This window comes from Wolbachia endosymbiont (group B) of Philonthus cognatus (genome assembly GCF_947179345.1).
Classification (GTDB): domain Bacteria; phylum Pseudomonadota; class Alphaproteobacteria; order Rickettsiales; family Anaplasmataceae; genus Wolbachia.
Genome location: NZ_CAMXBG010000002.1, coordinates 534,009 through 551,826, shown reverse-complemented (window position 1 = coordinate 551,826; position 17,818 = coordinate 534,009). Strand labels below are relative to the sequence as shown.

At 33.4% G+C, this 17,818-nt stretch carries 14 protein-coding genes, 1 tRNA gene and 2 pseudogenes; 10 read left to right on the top strand and 7 right to left on the bottom strand.

All coding sequences use genetic code 11. The annotated features are described in order from the left end of the window. Positions 1-84 precede the first annotated feature (84 nt). A pseudogene (locus ONG78_RS04570) lies at positions 85-873 on the bottom strand (Mur ligase domain-containing protein); the annotation flags it as partial. 52 nt (positions 874-925) lie between these two features. Here ONG78_RS04570 and ONG78_RS04565 point away from each other — a divergent pair. After that, a pseudogene (locus ONG78_RS04565) lies at positions 926-1,547 on the top strand (IS6 family transposase). Between the two features lie 141 nt (positions 1,548-1,688). Next, positions 1,689-2,465, top strand: a complete 777-nt coding sequence (locus tag ONG78_RS04560) for an enoyl-ACP reductase FabI (RefSeq protein WP_264377774.1) — start codon at positions 1,689-1,691, stop codon at positions 2,463-2,465. 395 nt (positions 2,466-2,860) lie between these two features. Here the strand turns inward: ONG78_RS04560 and ONG78_RS04555 are convergent, their stop codons facing one another. Beyond that, on the bottom strand, positions 2,861-4,039 hold the full coding sequence (locus ONG78_RS04555) for a hypothetical protein (protein ID WP_264377773.1): 1,179 nt from the start codon (positions 4,037-4,039) through the stop codon (positions 2,861-2,863). Between the two features lie 118 nt (positions 4,040-4,157). On the opposite strand from ONG78_RS04555, the gene ychF reads away from it, so the two are divergent. Beyond that, on the top strand, positions 4,158-5,252 hold the full coding sequence (gene ychF, locus ONG78_RS04550) for a redox-regulated ATPase YchF (protein WP_264377772.1): 1,095 nt from the start codon (positions 4,158-4,160) through the stop codon (positions 5,250-5,252). Positions 5,253-5,259: 7 nt separating this feature from the next. On the opposite strand, the gene ONG78_RS04545 is transcribed toward ychF, so the two are convergent. Together ONG78_RS04545 and glpX are read right to left on the bottom strand one after the other, a co-directional pair. Beyond that, positions 5,260-6,687, bottom strand: coding sequence for a hypothetical protein (locus tag ONG78_RS04545; RefSeq protein WP_264377771.1), 1,428 nt, complete (start codon positions 6,685-6,687; stop codon positions 5,260-5,262). Between the two features lie 142 nt (positions 6,688-6,829). Next, on the bottom strand, positions 6,830-7,753 hold the full coding sequence (gene glpX, locus ONG78_RS04540; protein ID WP_264376888.1) for a class II fructose-bisphosphatase: 924 nt from the start codon (positions 7,751-7,753) through the stop codon (positions 6,830-6,832). Between the two features lie 119 nt (positions 7,754-7,872). Between glpX and ONG78_RS04535 the strand changes: the two genes are divergently transcribed. After that, entirely contained in the window at positions 7,873-9,714 is a 1,842-nt protein-coding gene (locus ONG78_RS04535) for an ankyrin repeat domain-containing protein (protein WP_264377770.1), read from the top strand. Between the two features lie 66 nt (positions 9,715-9,780). Here ONG78_RS04535 and ONG78_RS04530 read toward each other — a convergent pair. Continuing rightward, positions 9,781-9,854 (bottom strand) — tRNA-Arg (locus ONG78_RS04530). Between the two features lie 151 nt (positions 9,855-10,005). Here ONG78_RS04530 and ONG78_RS04525 point away from each other — a divergent pair. The 6 genes from ONG78_RS04525 (at position 10,006) to ONG78_RS08010 (ending at position 14,371) form a co-directional block, all read left to right on the top strand. Next, the gene (locus ONG78_RS04525) at positions 10,006-10,743 is read left to right on the top strand and encodes an ABC transporter ATP-binding protein (RefSeq protein WP_264377769.1); all 738 of its coding nucleotides are present in this window, start codon (positions 10,006-10,008) and stop codon (positions 10,741-10,743) included. 140 nt (positions 10,744-10,883) lie between these two features. After that, a complete protein-coding gene (tatA, locus tag ONG78_RS04520) occupies positions 10,884-11,051 on the top strand; it encodes a twin-arginine translocase TatA (protein ID WP_006013840.1) in 168 nt (55 codons plus the stop codon). A gap of 126 nt (positions 11,052-11,177) precedes the next feature. After that, positions 11,178-11,831, top strand: a complete 654-nt coding sequence (locus ONG78_RS04515) for an exopolysaccharide biosynthesis protein (RefSeq protein ID WP_007302768.1) — start codon at positions 11,178-11,180, stop codon at positions 11,829-11,831. 114 nt (positions 11,832-11,945) lie between these two features. After that, positions 11,946-12,602, top strand: a complete 657-nt coding sequence (locus ONG78_RS04510; RefSeq protein ID WP_007302767.1) for an exopolysaccharide biosynthesis protein — start codon at positions 11,946-11,948, stop codon at positions 12,600-12,602. Further along, a complete protein-coding gene (gene cysS, locus ONG78_RS04505) occupies positions 12,595-13,989 on the top strand; it encodes a cysteine--tRNA ligase (RefSeq protein ID WP_064085935.1) in 1,395 nt (464 codons plus the stop codon). Before ONG78_RS04510 ends, cysS begins: the two co-directional genes overlap by 8 nt. Beyond that, the gene (locus ONG78_RS08010) at positions 13,958-14,371 is read left to right on the top strand and encodes a YqaA family protein (RefSeq protein ID WP_012481730.1); all 414 of its coding nucleotides are present in this window, start codon (positions 13,958-13,960) and stop codon (positions 14,369-14,371) included. The genes cysS and ONG78_RS08010 overlap by 32 nt, the downstream gene beginning before the upstream one ends. 30 nt (positions 14,372-14,401) lie before the next feature. Here the strand turns inward: ONG78_RS08010 and ONG78_RS04500 are convergent, their stop codons facing one another. Together ONG78_RS04500 and rnhA are read right to left on the bottom strand one after the other, a co-directional pair. After that, on the bottom strand, positions 14,402-17,338 hold the full coding sequence (locus ONG78_RS04500) for a DUF3971 domain-containing protein (protein ID WP_264377768.1): 2,937 nt from the start codon (positions 17,336-17,338) through the stop codon (positions 14,402-14,404). After that, a complete protein-coding gene (gene rnhA / locus ONG78_RS04495; RefSeq protein ID WP_264374717.1) occupies positions 17,331-17,768 on the bottom strand; it encodes a ribonuclease HI in 438 nt (145 codons plus the stop codon). Before rnhA ends, ONG78_RS04500 begins: the two co-directional genes overlap by 8 nt. Between the last annotated feature and the right edge of the window lie 50 nt (positions 17,769-17,818).

Sequence of the window (17,818 nt, the reverse complement as noted above, 5' to 3'; positions counted from 1 at the left end):
ACGAGAGTCCCGTTTCAAGCATTGAAGTGACGAATCAAGAGCTGCTTTTATCCCATCCCTATCAACTATTTGAGTAGTTGACAATGGAATCCAGTTATTTTCGTTTATACTAATCAATACATCAAATTCTATGCTATTATTGTGTTGTTTGACGTTGCTGGCTCTAATCTTATCATTCCCAAACCCAAACGTTATAGAATTATTCTCATCATAATTGACGCTTGCAGAATCAGGTAAAACCGCAAAATCCGCGTTGTTTACAAATCGAGAAAATGCATTTTTGATTTCGTTAAATGTACCGTAATGGTCTATATGGTCGTCATTAATACTTGTTACAACAGCAATATTTGCAGGAATTTTTAACATAGTTCCATCAGACTCATCAGCCTCGATTAAAAAAATGTCACTCTTGCCAAGTTTTGAATTACTCTGATAGGAGTTTAATACTCCTCCCACAATTACAGTAGCATCAGTACCAGAATGATCAAAAATGGAAGCAATCATAGATGTTGTTGTTGTCTTGCCACTTGAACCAGAAACCGCTATCACATATTTACCTTTCATAATTTTAGCCAGCATGTCTGACCTATGCAAAACTGTTTTATTGTTATTTCTTGCTGCAACTAGCTCCACATTATCAGGTTTTATTGCGGAAGAATGTACAACTATTTGAGCTTGTCTAATACTACTTGCATCGTGACCAATATAGACCTCTATACCTAATTTTTGTAACCTATCTATATTGTCGTTTGATCGCGTATCACTGCCTTGAATTTTATAACTGGAATTATGAAGAATTTCAGCAATTGCGCTCATTCCAATTCCACCTATACCGATTATATGTATTACTTCTTTTTTAGGGTTCTGTCGCATTTGTAGGGAAGTAGAAAGAAGAATGATATAATTGTCTAAAAAAAAAGCAAAGATGTTTCGTATCAATCAAAAATTGTTGCCATATTTCAAAGGATTTAGCTTTTCAGAGGATGTTATCTGTATACATGAAATGTCGATTCTCTTTGAGCTATCGAGATTTGGAAGAAATGATGAGTATAAGGGGAGCAAAATGCTACGTTACAAAGGTGGGTTATCACCACTGATAGATGAGGCAGTAAGGAAAAGAAAGAAGCAGGTTGGTAGTAGTTGGAGAGACTTACATTAAATTAAACGGTAAATGGGTTTATTTATATACTGTACTCTTGTGTGTTAGTAGAGACAAGTCTGCAGCACTTGCATTCTTTCGTAAAGCCTTCAGGAGTAACTATCTTCCTGAGAAAATTGTAATTGATAAAAGCGGCAGTAATACTGCTGCTCTTGATGATTTGAATGCAGAAATTTCTGAAGATTACAGTTCTTCAAATAAAATATCTAAATAATATTGTTGATAGATTTATCAAAAAACTAATAAAGCCAATGCTTGGGTTTAAAAGCTTCCATTCCGCAAAGATTACCATCACAGGCATAGAAAATATTCGTATGATTCAAAAAAGACAAATTATTAAAATAATGTTTCTACTTTTGAGAATTTTGCTATATTAATGGCTTCATAACTCCTATAATCCCACCTTTAATGATCTTCTTTCCTATGGTTTATAGATGCGACAGAACCGTTTTTATACGTTAGCTACAGTTAAAACATAATTGACTTTGCCTAGTTAATATTTCAAATTATAAAAAAGGCAAATAATTCTATGATATTGCAGGGTAAAAAAGGGTTAGTAACCGGAATAATAAATAAGAGGTCAATAGCATATGGTATAGCAAAGACTCTATCAGAACATGGAGCTGAGCTTGCAATCACTTATCAAAATGAAACAATAAAAGAGAAATTATTACCAATAGCAAGTGAATTAAATGTAGAGTTAATATTGCACTGTAATGTTTCAAATGAGGAAACTATAGATAATGCTTTTAAGGAAATAAAGGAGAAGTGGGGTGCTATTGATTTTTTGGTACATGCAATAGCATTCTCCGATAAAAATGAGCTAAATGGTAAATATGTCAATACTTCACTAAACAACTTTATTAATGCAATGCATATATCGTGCTATTCTTTTACTGCTTTAGCGCAAAGGGCGGAAAAAATGATGTTAAATGGCGGTAGTTTACTTACTTTATCTTACTATGGTGCTGAAAAAGTTATGCCAAATTATAATGTGATGGGTTTATGTAAAGCAGCACTTGAAGCAAGTGTAAAATATATAGCATGTGATCTCGGACCACAGAACATCAGAGTAAATGCAATTTCTGCTGGTCCAATCAGAACTTTGGCATCTTCTGGAATAAGTGATTTTCACTCCATATCGGAATGGAATAGAAGTAATTCTCCACTTAGACGCAATGTTACAATAGAAGATGTTGGCAAGGCAGCACTATACTTATTAAGCGACCTGAGTAGTGGTACAACTGGAGAAATTTTACATGTTGATTCAGGGTATAATGTTGTGGGAATGAAGATAGTAGACTAATACAGTAATGCAGATGCATGTGAAGCCTGTGTTTTTTTGTTATCCGAGTAATTGACATTGGAGTCCAGTATCAGCTACTAGAATGACAACATTTTTTAATTAAATCTTCGCATATTAACCATAGGGTTATTATTTTACAAGTATTTGTTGCCGCTGATCTTCTATTTTTACTTCTTCCATTTGGGTTAAGAGATTGTGCGTGAGGGTTGCTCTTGAAGTTGCCTTGCAAGGAAAAGTCTTTTTCCTTCCGATCTTGGAGTTGCTTTGCAAGCAAGAAATCCTATTGTTCTTGTGTTTGTTTTGCTAAGACTTTATTCTTATTAAGCAGTGGTTAAAAATGAGCATGGCTTTTATTATAGAATGCCCCCCTATAGAAGTATATAGACTATGAAGACTTATCTTACAGGTTGTGGTACTTGTTGTTGATAAAATGTTTTTTCTACACGTGCTTCTTCCACACTGCACCTTCTTGATAAGACTGGCTCCTCAAGGCATTTTATACGTTGCTGTACATCATTAATGCACTGCCCTATAACATCACCAATTTTTCCATCAGCATTTTTTGCCAATAACTCATCAAACTCCCTCTCAATCTCTACTCTCTCAGAGATATCCTTTGAAAGATCACAATATTCCAAAATTTCATCTATCTGAAGTTGTTTTGCTAATAGAAAGTCTTGCTCCTGCTGCTGTTTTATTAACTCTTGAGTTACAATTTTAGCCCTAGAGTAATGATTTCCTTCAAGATATATTGTTTCTCTCTCTTTACTACCCCATAACTCGTCATTTAATTTATAACTCTCACGATCAAACATCTGATTTAGTTGATCATCATTTATTATTTCAGGATTTGGTTCAAACTTTTGTTGTTTCTCTCTGCCGCTAACTTTACAATGGACATTAATTTCAATGTTAGCTAAAGAAGCTAATAATTGAATTTCTTCAATAAAAGGAAAATAACTTTTACTTTCTATTGCTTCTAGATAGGATTGATAGAGTTCAGGTTTGTCAAGAAATGAGCGTGTAATAAAATCACTGTTATATTCGGCATTATATTCACTCTCACCAATGCCATCAAGAGCCTCTGCATATTCACTGAGATTAAGCACAGCTTGATTATGCGATATATTAAATTTGCTAACAGCTCTACTTACTAACCTCTTCACATTACCTTCAGCATTTTCAATTTTCCTATTTGTTTGCTTAACCAGACCCTTTATTTTATCAGACTTGCCAGTTAAATCCCCTGGCTTATTAAAAAACATATTAAAAACCTTTTCTAGCTGATCCTTTAAAGGAGCTGGCATACTTGGATCATCTAAAGACGTAAATCGACTTAAAAATTTGTGCCATTCCATTCTCATATCTTGCGCTCTTTCAGCTTTATATGTACCAGAACTGTTATCACCAAACACTGCATGAAAAAAGCAATTGCCATCACCTGCAGTATCATATTTAACTACTTGGTTATTAGAAGGTTCTTTTTCTACATTACTCTCTGAAGTCTTGCGTACTTTAGCATTTTCAATACTGTCAAAACCATTTGGTAATTTCCGTTTTCTAAGCCCAACCATAATTTCTACCTTAATTCAAGCTATATGTTATTATATTAACTAACTTATTAATAAGTAACTAATTAGGTATAGCAAAAATTTTTTAATTATGCAATAATTAAGGCTTTAAATAGCAAATATGAGCTTTAACTGTGGTATAGTTGGGTTACCAAATATAGGAAAATCAACTTTATTTAATGCACTTACAGAGTCAAGTGCAGCTGAAGCTGCAAATTATCCTTTTTGCACAATCGAGCCAAATGTTGGCAAAGTGCCAATACGAGATCAGCGTTTGAAACAAATTGCCGCGATTGCTCACTCAGGGAAAATAATCTACAATCAACTGGAAGTTGTCGATATTGCCGGCTTGGTTAAGGGTGCGAGCAAGGGTGAAGGACTAGGAAATAAATTTTTGAGTCATATCAGAGAAGTTGATGCCATTGTTCATCTGCTCAGGTGCTTTACGGATGACGATATCAGCCATGTAAACAGTAAAATAGATCCAATATCAGATGCTGAAATAGTGGAAATGGAATTAATTCTAGCTGATATTGATAGCATAGAAAAAAGGCTTCCTCAATTAGAAAAGAAAGCAAAGCAAGGTGGTAAAGAGCTAAAAAAGCAGCTTGAGTTGATGCAAGAGGTTTTAGCTACTTTAAAACTTGGCAAGCCTGCAAGAAGCTTAGAGCATATTGATGAAGATGAAATGAAGTTGCTTCAATTGCTAACAACAAAGCCTGTTATGTATGTATGCAATGTTGAAGATACGAATATCATAACTGGTAATGAACTATCTAAAAGGGTGGAAAAAATGGCGGAAGAAAATAAAAGCAAATTTTATTGTATTTCAGCGAAACTTGAAGCAGATATTGCAAATCTTGATAGTGAAGAGGAAAAACAGAATTTTTTATCAGAATTTGGCTTACAAGAATCAGGACTTGATGGAGTAGCACGTATTATGTATGAAGTGCTAAGTATGATAACTTTTTTTACTGTGGGCCCCAAAGAAGCACGTGCATGGCCAATAAAGATAGGATCAACAGCTGACAAAGCAGCAGGTGTAATTCACACTGATTTTGAAAAGGGCTTTATAAAAGCAGAAACCATAAGCTTTGAAGACTATATAAAATATGGAAGCGAATTAGCTTGCAAAGATGCAGGGAAAATTCGCTTCGAAGGCAGAGATTATATCGTGCAAGATGGCGATATAATGCACTTTAGGTTTAATGTGTAGTATACATCTAACTACCAAAGTACCCGGGAGTCCAGCCTTTCTTTATGGCTTCCTCTTCGCTGATCTCATCTAGTTCCACGTCATGGAGAATGGAGCTAGGTGTTGTAACAACTTCTTTCCCCTGTGGTTGTATATTCTTCTCCTCCTCACATAATACGTTCTCCAGACATTCTTCTAAAAATTCATATAAAGCTTGATTTTCTATAAGCATATCCTTATTTTGCTTAGCTAATTCTAAAATTTCCCTTACTTGAACATCTTTACCATTAATAGTTACCTGACCAATCTCAATATTACTAGGATTTGCATTTAAACTAATAAAGCAGTCAACAGAATTACCTTTCTCATCTTCTGCACTCCACCTAATTTTCATATCGCATGTTGCATCTTTTGCAAAGCGGTAATTTCTTTGTTGCTTATCATTCTTTTCAATCGTTACAATTAGTTTACCATCGCTGTATATTTTTGCTCTTTTTACCTCATTTTTATTTCTTTCCATCCTTTCAATTTTGTCAGTGAAAAGACGGCTTGTTTCTAAACTCTTTTCAGGTTTAATAATATTTACACTAAGATTATCATAATGATTAACTTCTGCATTTTCGCCTGGCCAATAACGTCCATCAAAAAAGCCTACTAGACCATCTTCTTTTAGAAATTCTTTTGCATCATTCATCCCTTCTTCAATTCGAATAAGATATCTACCTAACCTATTTTCAAAATTCTTTTTCTGATCTTCATTAGTAAACTTCTTATCTAATATATTCATTATTTCTTTTTGCTGACTCAATATCGCATAGTTAAAAAGAAAAATATCCCTTTTTCTTCGATAATAATTTGCTATTTTATCAAATGGATCTGCCGGCCGGCCGCTATTATAATTTACATAATCATTAGGGTCTTCACATTTATTATCCTTAAAATCGAATCTCAAATTTTTAAAATCTGATAATACTTCTTCTGCCCTACCTTTAAGAAACTGAAGTGTACTTTGGAGATTTTCTCCATAACTCATTCCATCTTTAATCCTAGAATAAATATACTCATCCAATCTTTTTCTAAACTCTTCTTGTCTTTTGAGATCAGGAAGCTTATTATCTAATATATTGATTATCTCCTTTTGCTTGCTTAACACTACATAGTCAAAAAGGTCTCTCTCTTTTTTATACTTCTCTGCTATTTTGTTAAAACACTTACTATCATTATAATCCAATTTTTCGAAGTCTTGGAGCACGTTTTTTACATCATCCTCACTAAATTGAAGATTTGTTTGAGGAGATGCGTCAGTTCTACTTTGATCATCAAGTTGAGGATTTTTTTTAGTAGATTGGACTAATAAACTTTCTGTGCTGTTAGAGAAAGAATGATTATTTTCTTCAGATTGAGAACTTTTCTTTTTAGACGTATTCGTAAAAAAATTAGTTAGTGAACTAAACATTAAGCACCTCTTAGTATTACTATTTAACTATAACTTAATGCCAAATGTTGTAAAGCTAAAATTAATATGTAAATTCATTTTTTTAAGACAATTATAAGTATCTTCCTTCTATAAAATTTTATAATTAGCATATAACAAATGTTTAAGATATTGATTTTGTTTGTATTTTTATTACTTTACCAGGCAATATTATTAATGAATTAGTCAGACAAATATCTTGGCCAAACTTTACTCCATCCACAAACTCTCCATTTGTTACTCCAGTTGCAATGAACACTGATTCACTTCTTGCCATGTCTTTCACGGTGTAGATTTTTTCTGGGTCAGTGATATTCAAATTTTTTGCTCTTTCTTTTAATTGATCCGTGTCAAATATTAATCTTCCTTCTATCTGCCCACCGATTGAGCTTAGCGCTGCTGCTGCAAGCACTCCTTCTGGAGCTCCTCCTGTGCCGATATACATATCGTGATTGCCATTTATTAGCGAAACTATGGCTGCAACATCACCATCATCTATTAATTTCACTTTTGCTCCTAGCTTCCTAATTTTTGCTATTAATTCATCATGTCTTTCACGTTTAAGTACAGTTACTATAAGATCACTTGCTTTACATCCTTTTGCCTTGGCTAAATTGTCCAGATTCTTCTCAATCCTATTTTTTAGTGAGACTACACCCTCTGGGAGATTTTTTCCCACTGCTATCTTTTCCATATAAACATCAGGTGCATGTAAAAAATTACCTTTTTTTGTTGCAGCAAGAACAGACATTGCCCCTTGTTTATAATGAGCGCAAATCGTAGTGCCTTCAAGTGGATCAACAGCAATGTCAATCTCAGGGCCACTTCCTGTGCCAACTTTTTCTCCGATATATAGCATCGGTGCTTCGTCCCTCTCCCCTTCCCCAATCACAATTGTACCATTTATTTCAATTGAGTTTAGCACCGTACGCATTGCATCAACTGCAACCTGATCGGCCTTTTTTTCATTACCAAGGCCTGCCAATTTATATGCAGCAAGTGCTGCAGCTTCGGTTACTTTCACTAACTTATAGGCTAAATCTTCTATCATTTGCTCGAGAATCATAAATCAATATATATCATGCCATTTGATACTGCAAGATTACTTGACGGAATAATGAAAAAGTTGATATAATAAGCGTATAGCAATAATAGTAAGATTTGAATATGATCGGTAATTTAACTTATGAAGATGTAAAGAAATTTGTAACTGATAATCCTAATATAGCTGCTCAGGAATTTGGTGAGAAGCTAAAACAAAGTGGGCCAACAGATGCAAAGATTTGTGATTTGTTTATGGATATTCTCCGCTCAGGGACAAGCAGTATTTTAAATGATTATGATACATTTCTAAAAATTGTTGAATTGCTCGCAAAGTCAAATATTAAAATTGATATTGGAGATACTACTTCTAAAACTGTATTAGATTACGCTGTGTCAGGTGAAAAACCTAACGTTATAAAGATATTTTTGGATAGCGATAAATTTGATCAAGAAAGAAAATCGAATGCTTTGTTGACCGCCGTTAATGAAGGTAAAGTTCAAGAGTTTGAGATATTTTTAGATTACATAGATCATACGAAAATACTAGAGGTTCTTAACACAGCTCCTCACAATGAGAGCACTGAAGTTATGAAGGTACTCTTGGATAACAAAAGATTTACTGGAGAAGAAAAAGTTCAGGCTCTGAGTCATGCCTCTATAGGTGGTGAACTAACAAAAGTTAGGTTACTTTTAAAGTATATGAAAGGCGTACCAGAAGATGGCATAAGAAATCTTTTAGGAATAATTGAAGAGAAAAAATTATCACTTAGAAAAGAACTTAAAATAGATTCTGAATTTAAAGTCGATTTCAGCAATTCTGATCACAATAAATATCTCTCAAGCTGTGTAATAATTGCACTGCTTAGATCAGCAATAAACAAGAAGCAAAACACACCTGATGGAGCGGAGTCCAATGTCAGTAATACAAGCACTGGTCTCACGCTAAATAATGATGACATTAGGAATCTGTGTCTTGATATAGATAGGGTTACAAAACAGGATAGCACAGTTACTAGTTTTGAAGATTTGCAAAAAAGGTTAAAAAGGAAGGGAATTAATCTTCAGAGCAAATGTGAAAAAAATGCTGTACTAGAATATGCAATTAAAGATCAAAATTTGAACGTTATAAAATTTCTCTTACAAAATGGAATGACCATCATCAATGCAATCGGTCAAGAAGGAAGGTATTACGTTAGCAAAATTGAAGGAGAAAAATCTATATTATGCTTTGTTGTCTCTTACACTGATGATGACAATGCTGAGATTCTGAGCACGTTACTGCAAAGTGTTAATGCAGAGCAATCAAAACTAGATCCTGAAAGTGAATTGTACAGATTATATCAACAGTTAAAGGATGATGCATTCTGCACTGCTATTGCAGAAAATAATTCTGTAGCAGCGACAGTGCTAATACAGAACGATCAAGAAACACGCGCATCAGCAGTAAACAAGGATGAAACACCTGTAGTAACAGGGACTGACCAGGTTGTTACTACGCCAAGCGTAGAAGAAAATAGAACAGAACCTAACAAAAATATTAGTAATAAACCTACGGCAACAGCGCCTCCAGTTAGTACTAATGGTAATAATAACAAAAATGAAGCACCTGTATCAACAAGGACTGGCCCAACTGTCACACCAAATAATGATAAGAAAGCTAACGGCTTTGTAGAGGCTCAATTTTCTCCACCACATGAAAAAGAAACTAAATACAAAAAAAGTAAGGAGAGTTTTTACGCCTCATTAAGGAGTGATGTTGTTGGAGTTGTTATTGCAGGATTGTTTGTTGCTGCTGCTGTGACGGTTCCATCTTTAGCTGGTGCATTAGTTTGCAGTGTCCTAGCTATTTTAGTTGTAATGGTAACTGGATTACATGTAAAAAATTTTACACTTCCAAGTTACAGCGAAATGAGAGAAAATAAGGTTGAACCTGTAAATTCAAGCTTGAGAAACCATGCAATCTAGCTCCTAGAATCACTTTTCAAACCAATTATAATTTCTTGATTGTTAAACCACTTTATCAAAATTAAGTGGGACTAGTGCGATTCGAACGCACGGCCTTCGGATTAGGAATCCAACGCTCTATCCTACTGAGCTATAGTCCCATGTCTTCTGCTATTTATGCAAAATTATAGCAAAAAGTCTCGCATTTTTCTAGGCACCCTGTACAATTAATTCACAATAATAAAAAATATTTCTGTATTTCTTGAATGTAATACTGTTATATTTAATAATACGATTCCAATTGAAAGATTAATGCTAGTTAACAATATTAGTTACTTTTATAGTAATCAAGATGGCTTTGCTTTAAGCAACATCAACATTCAAGTGAAGAAAGGAAGTGTTGCCTGTTTACTAGGTCATTCTGGCTGTGGCAAGTCAACAATTCTAAAATTAATCGCAGGAATAGAAAATCCAAAATCTGGAACCATTGTTATAAATGATAAATTAGTTGCAAGTAACAAAGTGTCAATTGCTATAGAGCGTAGAAATATCGGATTGATTTTTCAGCATTCTGCATTATTTCCTCATAAAACAGTAATAGAAAATATAACTTTTGCTATTTGCAGTACTTCTAAGAAAGAAAAATACCTTACTGCATTGGAAATCTTAAAGCTATTTAATATAGAAAAATATGAAAACACGTACCCTCATGCTTTATCAGGAGGACAGCAACAATTAGTTGCAATAGCAAGAGTAATGGCGCAAAATCCTGATGTTGTTTTGCTCGATGAACCATTTTCTAATTTAGATATACTGCTCAAATATCGAATAAGGCACCATATATTGTCACTTTTTAGAAGCAAAAATATTCCTGTACTCATGGTAACTCATGATCCGCAAGAAGCGTTGAAAGTTGCAGATTTTATTTACGTGATGAAAAATGGTAAAATTATTCAATCAGGAGTTCCTAGCTACATATACCACAGACCTAAAGATGATACGTTAGCAAAATTTTTTAGTGAGCTTCCTTTTACTCTACAGCTAAACTAAACTTAATGTTAGGCTAAAACTATTATAAGATAATTAAAAACTCTTGATTTATAATTCAATAAAAGTGATATAATTTATGTATCACTTGGCTTCAGTCAAGTTTTAATACCTAAAAGTTAATATTTTCAACGGAGGTACAAATGAGTTTAGGTCCATGGCAGCTGTTTCTAGTCTTAATAATAATCTTAGTTCTGTTTGGTGCAGGTAGGTTACCACAAGTTATGGGTGATTTAGGCAAAGGCATTAAAAACCTTAAACAAGAACTTAAGGATTCAGAGAAACTATCATCTAATGAACCAGATCGTTAGCTTCCTTATGTTTCGTGACACGCACTAAAGTGCGTGTCATTTGTTTAAACAAGGCTAAAGAATTGAAGAGGTATGATTGAAGTACAGTAATAATTATGTTAGTTAGAATGTTATTAAAGGTTAATCGTGGAAGAAAGTGAGAAATTGACTGAAGATAAAAAATTGGCCTCTGATATTCTAAAAGAGGTTGCAGATACCAATAACAACGATAGTGATAAAGTAACATTGTTCGACATCAAAACAGCTTTACATGAGCGCGGTTTTGGTATTTTAATAATCATCTTCTCTTTACCGCTATCAGTACCTATACCTGTTCCACCTGGCTATACAACCATTCTTTCTATACCTTTAATCTTATTTTCACTGCAGCTTCTATTTGGGTTTGATTCTCCTTGGATGCCTAATTGGCTAGAAAGGAAATCTTTTCAACGTTCAACACTAGCTCTCGTGGTAGAGAAAACTTCACCTATATTAAAAAAAATAGAAAAGTTCATGAAACCAAGAATGTCTTTTATTTTTCTTGGTCCAGGTGAAAAGATTCTAGCTTTTATGATGTTGCTTTGTGCAATAATAATAGCTCTTCCATTACCTTTTACTCACTTCCTTCCTGCAATTGGTATAACTCTTATTTCACTCGGCATTATGGGTAAAGATGGATTTTTATCTACGCTGGGAGTGTTAGTTTCATTCTGTGCGTTATTGGTTACCCTTATTGTAATAGTTAAAGGACCAAAACTTATAGCCGGAACACTTTCTCTTCTTAAAAGCCTTATAACTTAAAAGCTTTACAACACTTTAATAAAAGAATGAAGTACAGCATGAAATGAATAATCGATATTGAAATATAGCAATAACTATGTTAGTTAGAAGTTATATTGTTATTAAAGGGTAACTGTGGAAAAAAGTGTGAAATTGACTGAAGATAAAAAATTGGCCTCTGATATTCTAAAAGAGGTTGCAGATACTAATAATAACGATAATGATAAAGTAACATTATTTGATATTAAAACAGCTTTACATGAGCGTGGTTTTGGTATTTTAATAATCATCTTCTCTTTACCGCTATCAGTACCTATACCTGTTCCACCTGGCTATACAACCATTCTTTCTATACCTTTAATCTTATTTTCACTGCAGCTTCTATTTGGGTTTGATTCTCCTTGGATGCCTAATTGGCTAGAAAGGAAATCTTTTCAACGTTCAACACTAGCTCTCGTGGTAGAGAAAACTTCACCTACATTAAAAAAAATAGAAAAGTTCATGAAACCAAGAATGTCTTTCATTTTTCGTGGTCCTGGTGAAAATATTTTAGCATTTATAATGCTGCTTTGTGCATTATCGATAGCAATCCCACTTCCTTTAACTAACTTCATTCCTGCAATTGGTACAACTCTCATTTCACTGGGTATCATGAGCAAAGATGGATTTCTCTCTATAATGGGAGTATTAGTATCATTGTGTGGGTTATTACTTACTCTTGTCGTAATAGTTAAAGGACCACAGCTTATATTTGGAGCATTTTCTTTTCTAAAAAGCTTTGTATATGGTTAAGCTTTACAACACTTTAACAAAAAAAAAAGAGCCCTTTACACCGATCGATAAAGATCATATAAAAATGTACGTTTGTGGGCCAACAGTATATGATACAGCACATATAGGTAATGCACGTTCTATTGTTGTTTACGATGTATTATTTCGACTGCTTAAATTTTGTTATGGAAAAGTTACTTATGTGCGTAATATAACCGACATCGATGACAAGATAATCAATGCAGCAAATGAGAAAAATAGTAATATAGAAAGCATTAGCAAATATTACACTAAAACTTTTCATGAAGACATGGAAAGCATAAATTGTGCAGAACCAACATATGAACCAAAAGCAACGGAAAACATAGATAACATTATCAAGTTAATTGAGTCTTTGCTGCAAGCTGGTCATGCTTATGAATCCAATAAACATGTATATTTTAGTGTAGAATCTTACCCTGAATACGGCGTTTTATCAGGAAAAAAAATTGATGAATTAAACTACGGTAGTAGAGTTGAAGTTGGTGAAAATAAAAAACACCCAGGAGACTTCGTACTTTGGAAACCTGCAAACGAAACTGACTATAAACTTTCAAGTCACTGGAATAGTCCATGGGGAGAGGGAAGACCAGGGTGGCATATAGAATGTTCAGCAATGTCATATGCTTACCTTGGCAAAGATTTTGACATTCACGGTGGGGGTATAGACTTGCAATTTCCTCATCATGAGAATGAAATTGCACAGAGTAAATCTGCATTTGCTGAGTCAACGTTTGCAAAATATTGGGTACACAACGGGTTTCTTACGGTAAATGAAGAGAAAATGAGCAAATCCTTATTTAATATAGTCAAAGTAAGGGATTTGTTAGATAGTGGAATAAAGGGTGAAGTAATACGTTATGCGCTGCTTAAAACTCACTACAGAAAACCACTTGATTGGACAGAAAATGTTATCTCTGAGTCGCAAGAAACTTTAAACAAGTTTTATCGGTTATTACGTAGTACATGTATTGAGGAAAGTGATGCAGAAGTCTCTAAAGATTTTATAGAGGCTTTGAAAAACGATTTAAACATTCCTGAAGCTGTAGCCATATTGCATGAAATGGCTACAGAAATCAATAAGACAAGTAATGAATGTGAGAGGCTCAAATTAACTAAGAAGTTTGTTAAAAGCGCAAGGTTCATTGGTATTCTTGAGTCAAGTTATCAAGAGTGGTTTGCAAGTGGTGTGAGTCATCAAGAAATAGAAAGGTTGATAGACTTAAGAAAAGTAGCAAAACAAAATAAAGATTATGATACTGCAGACAAAATAAGAGAGCAATTGAAACAAATGGGGGTTACAATTTCTGACAACGAAGATGGTACAACAACTTGGTATGGAAAATTATCTCCTATTGTTTATAGATAGCCTAGTATCATCGCTTATCTTACCCATACATCAAGGTTTTGTACTTTACACTATGTTATGCTTTAGGTCAAACTACGATCAACTACTTATATTACTTTTTGGAGTATTAGGATCCAGTCTTGGTGGAATAGCTAACTGGTATTTAGGTAGAATAACAATTTTTATCAGAAGATCACATCACAAATTAGAGAATGAAGACAAAACACCAAAAATTGTAAGGCACCTACTGATTTGTGCAGTTGCATTGCTTTCGTGGGTACCAGCACTTGGAAGTGTGACTCAGATTTTATCCGGTTACTTCAAGTTAAACCTTTATATTCTTGTTCCCTTAATTATTTTATCTAACTTCCTCTGTTTGTTGTATCTAACGTTTACCATCTAACTAAACATCAATAAATAACTTTTCTTCTGGTCATATTGAGCTAAATTTCTTCTTTAAACTACCTTTTAAAATGCTTTTATTAGTTTTTGTCATAATACGATCAAATACTCCTAATAACCTCTTAAGTAAGCTTGGGGTTAGCGAAGAGATAGGATTAACAGATACGTTGTTGTTTTTATCATCACCATTTGCTTTGTAGTCTATTGAAATAATCCCCCTACTCTTCCCACCAGTCAGAAGTTTTCCGATTATAGGGATTTTCAACAAAGATTTGTTAATTGAATATGCTGGTATTACTTGTCCTTCAACCTGAAATTTATAACCCTTAATATCGAGTGTACCACTAGTGCTAATGCCTAGTTCCGCTCCTTCGAGCCAAGTTTCCTCAATTTCAATAGTGCCATCTTTATATGAAAAAGGTGCATTATACTTATAAAAATGCACACCTTCGTTCTTTATAGCATTTACAATACCAGGAAGTGAGGACATTGATAATAAAGTAGTAAGTAGTGGAGCATCTTTGATATAGAAATTGTTGATAGATAACATACCATAATGTTCTCCATTTTCTCTCTTAGAAGATAGATAAAGAGATAATTTGCCGTTTTTAATTGACTTACCAACACCGAAAGAACGTAAAAGCATACCTGAATTATCCGAATATACTTCTAGCCCTATTTCACTATATTCTACTAGTATATTACTGTTATCTTCTAAAAACTGTCCTGTGAATTGACTTCCACTACAATCACCTTTAGCACAAGTTACATTTAGCTTAGCATCTTTTATGATAATTCCTTCTTTCATAATTATATTGTCAACATTCATAGTAACTTCTATGTTGTTATTTAATCGATTACTATCTTTGCCAAGTAAACCTAAAACATCACTTAAGTTGATTTTCTCACCATGAATAGTTATGGCATTTTTCTCCTTACCTGACTCAATCTCTATACTAAAATTATTATCAGGTAATTTAAAGTTGCTAGAATTTAAATATAGATTTCCATTTTCTACTCTTCCGCTGAATTTTATGTCTAGATCATTTCCTACAACGTCTAGTTTGTCTATTAGCAACTCACCTACTCCTTTTAGCCTTGTAGAAAATAAAACTTTATTGTGATCTTCAAAATGGTTTTTCCACCCTAAGTAGGTTGAACGTGACTCAAGCTCTGATAAATCTATATTACCATTAATATATCCCGTCTTATCTTGATATACCACTGATTCTATATTTGCATTGATGTAACCATCACCGAAATTAAGTATTTGAGCAGGCAAATCTCCAGTCAAATTCCAGGCAAAATTTTCATTTTTATTGCTACTTTTGAGGTCAAATAGAAGCTGTGTATTATTCACCATACCACTACCATTTAAATCTATAAAGTCACTCCCAAAATCGAGCTTAATATCATACTTACCAAAACTTCCATTATACACCACCAAATTATCAATTTCAGAATGAAATTTGGCCGAAAAATCTACTTTTTTATCACTAGAGTTTAGATTAAAAATACGAAAATTGAATACAGACTTTGCTATTCCACCTACTTTATCTCTTTCAAGTTTTACCACATCATCCAGCTTAAATCTTATAGGCTCATATAACCCATAAGCATCACTTACAGCCTGACCGTTAATGGTAAGAACTGAATCTTCCTTATTTAGAGAGTTCATTTCAATATCACTACTATCGATAGTGAAATTCTGGAACTTGGCACTATTTACAATAATTTTGAGATTGTTATCCTTAAGAGTTAACTCACCGTTCAACTTCTCCACTCGTTCAAAATCTTCATCAAATTTAACGCTGCAATTTTCTATATCAGCAACAATTACAATGTCTGATAGATCGTCATTAACCAAATTGTTAATTTTGCCATTGAAACTTACAATGGTATTTAGAACATCCCCATCAATATTATTACAATACCAGCTTTTAAATTTACTATTTACTACACCATCTGGTACATAAGTACATAAATCTTTTGCAACAAGTTTACTAATATTAACTCTAAGCAAAGCATGATTTGTGCCAAAGTTCATTTTGCCAATCAAAGAAAGGTAAGTATCATTTAACTTAAAATGAAAGTTTTTTACGCTAATGATTTCATCACTATATGTCAAATTTACATTTACATTAGTCAAGGCTAAGTTTTTACCTGAGTGACTCTCTGTATTTAACACGTATATGTTTCCATCCATAACTTCATCCTTTCCATTAATCCTCATTGAGAAGTTCCCTTTGAACCCTATTTCTTTGTCCAAATTGTAACTTTTAACTAGTGTGGAAAACTCGTTAAATAGCCCCAACTTTAGGTTATAAAATGTTCCATACAAATTTAACAAATTATTGCGATTTTTTATCATAATAGATAAATCATCTAGAATCCCCTTTTTATCTTTTGTATGAACACGAATATCCAAAACATTGAAATCTTCCCCCTTCCCTGCATATACTTTATCGATGAAAAACTCACCTTCCGTGCTTTTATTGACAGCAATGTTAGTAATTTCAATCCTTGAGTCTGCATTTAAGTAGAAAAAAATTTTTCTTATTGTCTTCAGCAGATTTTTTGTACTACTCATCTTATCTGTCATTACAGATGTTGTTATTCCTCTGGTCTCTTCCTTCTTGATATATATGTGTACATTACCAGCTAAAACCTGAGAGAACTTTTTGGAACTTAACTTAAAGTGTACGAAAAGCTCAGGAACTTCTATGGTAAAGTCAGGATTTGTTATTTTTAAATCTGTAATGACTAGCTTGCCATCTTTCTGCCAAATAACCGAGGTACTCTCCATGCTGACATCCGAATTGGTAAATATCTTTAATATTTTTTTCTTTATATAAAAATTAATATAACTAATATTGATTTCTAAAGGACCTTCCCCTTTAAAAGGGATAAAGAAGCAGAATATAAATAATAAAATTATAGAAAATGATAGAGCTATTTTTTTAAGCATCGATTATTGCTTTTCTTGCTAAGCTGTCGGCTTCTTCATTGTATTTATCACCATTATGCGCTTTCACCCACTTCCAGTTAATCTCATGTTGCAAAGCAACATCGTCTAATTCTTTCCATAATTCTATATTTTTTACTGACTTCTTATTACTTGTCTTCCAGCCGTTCATTTTCCACTTATTTATCCATTCTGTTATACCGTATTTAATATAGAGGCTATCCGTATACAAACTGATATTACAAGGAAATTTTAATACCTTCAGTCCATTGATCACTGCTGTTAACTCCATTTTATTATTTGTAGTATTTTCTTCTCTACCACAGATGTTCTTTATATGATTTTGAAATAATATGATTGCTGCCCACCCTCCTGTCCCTGGGTTACCAGAGCATGCTCCATCTGTGTATATTGTCACTTCCTTTTTCTTCATCTTTAACTGTAGTGAATTAATAAAGTATATCGTTGCTTCTATAAAATCAC